At 39.1% G+C, this 4,014-nt stretch carries 2 protein-coding genes and 1 pseudogene; 2 read left to right on the plus strand and 1 reads right to left on the minus strand.

Annotated features, from left to right (window positions below; translation table 11 throughout):
* The coding region (locus ABWO41_RS16190; protein ID WP_353140264.1) for a Clp protease N-terminal domain-containing protein at positions 1-1,100 on the minus strand (1,100 nt) is incomplete at its 3' end.
* Positions 1,101-1,290: 190 nt separating this feature from the next.
* Here ABWO41_RS16190 and ettA point away from each other — a divergent pair.
* Together ettA and ABWO41_RS16200 are read left to right on the plus strand one after the other, a co-directional pair.
* Positions 1,291-2,970, plus strand: coding sequence for an energy-dependent translational throttle protein EttA (gene ettA / locus ABWO41_RS16195; RefSeq protein ID WP_353140266.1), 1,680 nt, complete (start codon positions 1,291-1,293; stop codon positions 2,968-2,970).
* A 303-nt stretch (positions 2,971-3,273) separates the two neighbouring features.
* Positions 3,274-4,014, plus strand: a pseudogene (locus tag ABWO41_RS16200) (MFS transporter); the annotation flags it as partial.

A 4,014-nucleotide genomic window follows, 5' to 3' on the forward strand; every position in this document is an offset into this window, starting at 1 on the left:
TCATCAGGAGTGGCAGGTTCTACCATTACCTTCTGGAAACGACGATCCAGAGCGCCGTCCTTTTCAATGAACTGACGATATTCATCTAAGGTAGTAGCACCAATACATTGAATTTCTCCTCTTGCCAACGCTGGTTTAAACATGTTGGAAGCATCTAAAGAGCCAGAAGCTCCACCCGCTCCGACAATAGTATGAATTTCGTCGATGAATAAAATTACATCCGGTGATTTTTCCAACTCGTTCATCACAGCTTTCATACGTTCCTCAAACTGTCCACGATATTTAGTCCCTGCTACCAGAGAGGCCAGATCTAAAGTTACGACACGTTTATTAAACAGTACTCTTGATACTTTACGCTGAACGATTCGCAGTGCCAAACCTTCTGCAATAGCAGACTTACCCACACCTGGCTCACCAATTAAAATCGGATTGTTTTTCTTTCTACGTGACAGGATTTGAGAAACGCGTTCTATTTCCTTCTCACGACCAACAATAGGATCTAACTTTCCGTCTTCCGCCATTCTGGTTAGGTCTCTGCCAAAATTATCTAAAACAGGAGTTTTAGATTTAATGTCCGAAACTTTTTTAGGTTGCGAAAAAGATTCCTCTTCCCTGTATTCATCATCTCCGCTGGCTGTAGAGTTAGAAGGTTCGTCTCTGAAATTGCCTTTATTCAACTCAACCTCAGATTTAATAATATCATAGTTTAAGTCGAACTGTGCAAGTATCTGCGAAGCAATATTATCTTCTTCTCTTAAAATAGAAAGCAACAGATGTTCTGTACCTATCACGTCACTTTTAAATATCTTGGCTTCCAGATAAGTAATCTTCAATACTTTCTCTGCCTGCTTAGTAAGCGGGATATTACCTAAATTCACGGTAATCCCAGAAGTTCCCTTCACAGCATCTTCAACCGCTTTTCTAAGCTTTGTAGTATCAACACCCAAAGATTTTAAAATCTTTATTGCTACGCCATCCCCTTCTCTTATCAATCCAAGTAACAAGTGTTCAGTACCAATATAATCGTGACCTAATCTTAAAGCCTCTTCGCGACTGTAAGATATCACGTCTTTTACTCTGGGCGAAAATTTAGCTTCCATATAATACCTTTCTTCTAAGTGTTGAACGCTCTAATGTATTAATTTGTTCTTAATAGCGAAGCGCCCGTTGTTAAGTATTTATCAACAATACGTCCAAAAACTCAAAATCTGTTACACGTTATAACAATTAAATAATTTTTACCCATTTGTGACTTAATTATCGATATTTGGGACATTAAATTAAGAAATAATGTCAGACGAGAAAATCATCTTTTCAATGGCTGGTGTGAATAAGATTTACCCGCCACAGAAACAGGTTTTAAAAAATATTTACTTATCATTTTTTTATGGAGCCAAGATTGGTGTTATTGGTTTAAACGGTTCCGGAAAATCTTCATTATTAAAAATAATTGCTGGTTTAGATAAATCCTATCAGGGAGAAGTAGTCTTCTCTCCGGGGTATTCTGTAGGTTATTTAGCACAGGAACCCGAATTGGACGAGAATAAAACCGTAAAAGAAGCGGTAGAGGAAGGTGCTAAAGAGATTACAGATATTTTAAAAGAATACGAAGAAATAAACGAAAAGTTTGGCTTACCCGAGGTTTATGAAGATGCTGATGCCATGGATAAATTAATGACCAGGCAAGGCGAACTTCAGGATAAAATTGACGCTTTAAATGCCTGGGAACTGGACACAAAACTGGAAAGAGCTATGGATGCTTTGAGATGTCCGGAACCCGACACCAAAATAGCCACTTTGTCAGGTGGTGAACGCAGGCGTGTGGCATTATGTCGCTTATTGATTCAGCAACCAGATGTGTTATTGTTAGATGAGCCTACCAACCATTTAGATGCCGAGTCTATTGACTGGTTAGAACAACATCTGCAACAATACCCTGGAACGGTGATCGCCGTAACCCACGACAGATATTTCCTGGACAACGTTGCAGGCTGGATATTAGAACTGGATAGAGGCGAAGGTATTCCATGGAAAGGAAACTACTCTTCCTGGTTAGATCAAAAGGCAAAACGTTTGGCACAGGAAGAAAAAACAGAAAGCAAACGTCAGAAAACTTTGGAACGCGAGTTGGAGTGGGTAAAAATGGCCCCAAAAGCTCGTCATGCAAAATCTAAAGCCCGTTTAAGTAATTACGAAAAACTAGCTTCTGAGGACACCAGAGAAAGAGAAGAGAAACTGGAGCTATTTATCCCACCGGGCCCAAGATTGGGTAATGTGGTTATAGAGGCTACAGGAGTTTCTAAAGCTTACGGAGATAAAGTTTTATTCGATAATTTAACCTTTTCTTTGCCTCCTGCTGGTATTGTGGGAATTATTGGTCCCAATGGTGCAGGTAAAACGACACTTTTCAGACTAATTACAGGTCAGGAACAACCTGATTCCGGTACGTTTAGAGTCGGGGAAACTGTTAAACTGGGCTATGTAGACCAAATGCACCATGATTTGGATCCGGATAAATCTGTTTGGGAGAATATTACCGGTGGACACGAAACGATGGTTTTAGGGAACCGTCCTGTTAACTCCAGAGCTTATGTATCTAAGTTTAATTTCAACGGTGCAGATCAACAGAAAAAAGTTGGCGTATTATCTGGCGGAGAAAGAAATCGTGTTCATTTAGCGATTACCCTAAAAGAAGGTTCCAATGTTTTATTACTGGATGAGCCAACCAACGACATCGACGTAAATACTCTACGGGCCCTGGAAGAAGCTTTAGAGAATTTTGGTGGCTGTGCGGTAATCATATCCCATGACCGTTGGTTCTTAGACAGAATTTGTACACATATTATGGCTTTCGAAGGAGATTCTCAGGTTTATTTCTTCGAAGGTAATTATACAGAATACGAAGAAAACCGCAAGAAACGCCTGGGAGATATTGCTCCAAAGCGGATTAAGTATAGAAAATTGAGCTAGTAGCGTATTCATAATACATTAGTTTCATCATCTCTCCATTATAGCCATACAGGCCAATAGTGGAGAGATTTTTTGTTTTTAGACCTTAATAACGGCATTTAAGTATTTAGTTGTCTCCTTTATGTTTTTCCGGATGTGGGATCCTGGGATCAATGTTCAAACAGACATCTTTATGCTGCAAATGATAATCAAATAAAAAGCTATTGAGAACGCTGTCGAGAACGTTCTCACTCATTTTTATGGCCTAAAGCTATAACAGACAGCTTTATTTTAAATAGTTTAGCTTCTACCTAAATCAATATTATGCAAGCAGTAGAAGCAAATTATCTAAGTAAAAGAGACACAACTATCTCCATTTTAATTATCGGGGTATTATTTTTTATTTTCGGTTTTGTATCGTGGGTCAATGCTATTTTGATTCCCTATTTTAAGATAGCGTGTGAATTGACAAATTTCCAATCCTATCTGGTAGCATTTGCTTTTTATATTTCCTACTTCGTCGTATCGGTTCCTTCCTCCTACTTACTAAAATCTGTAGGTTTTAAAAAGGGTATGATGATTGGTTTCTGGATTATGGCCATTGGTGCTTTCATTTTCGTTCCTGCAGCCTATACCCGAACTTATGAGATATTTCTGATCGGGTTATTTTCTTTGGGAGCTGGTTTAGCCATTCTGCAAACCGCAGCGAATCCTTATATAACAGTTTTAGGCCCAAAAGAAAGAGCAGCTCAGCGAATCAGCATCATGGGGATCTGTAATAAAGGAGCCGGTATCTTAGCACCTATCCTGTTTGCCGCAGTTATCTTGAAATCAACCGATGGCGAACTATTCAAGCAAATTCCATTAATGTCTGATGCCTAGCGTGAGATCGTATTAAATGATTTGATCAGAAGAGTTATTCTTCCCTATTCTGTTGTCGGAACCGTGTTAATTTGTCTGGGTATTTTTGTTTTGTACTCTCCCCTTCCGGAAATCAATACAGAAGCGGAAGATTCTACTTTAGCTGAATCGAACTCGGCAAAAACCAGTATTTTTCAATTTCCG

Source organism: Pseudopedobacter sp., assembly GCF_040392825.1.
Classification (GTDB): Bacteria; Bacteroidota; Bacteroidia; order Sphingobacteriales; family Sphingobacteriaceae; genus Pseudopedobacter.

Excerpts from the sequence above, each read along its gene's own strand:
- ettA (WP_353140266.1), top strand. The coding sequence starts at position 1,291 with ATGTCAGACGAGAAAATCATCTTTTCAATGGCTGGTGTGAATAAGATT.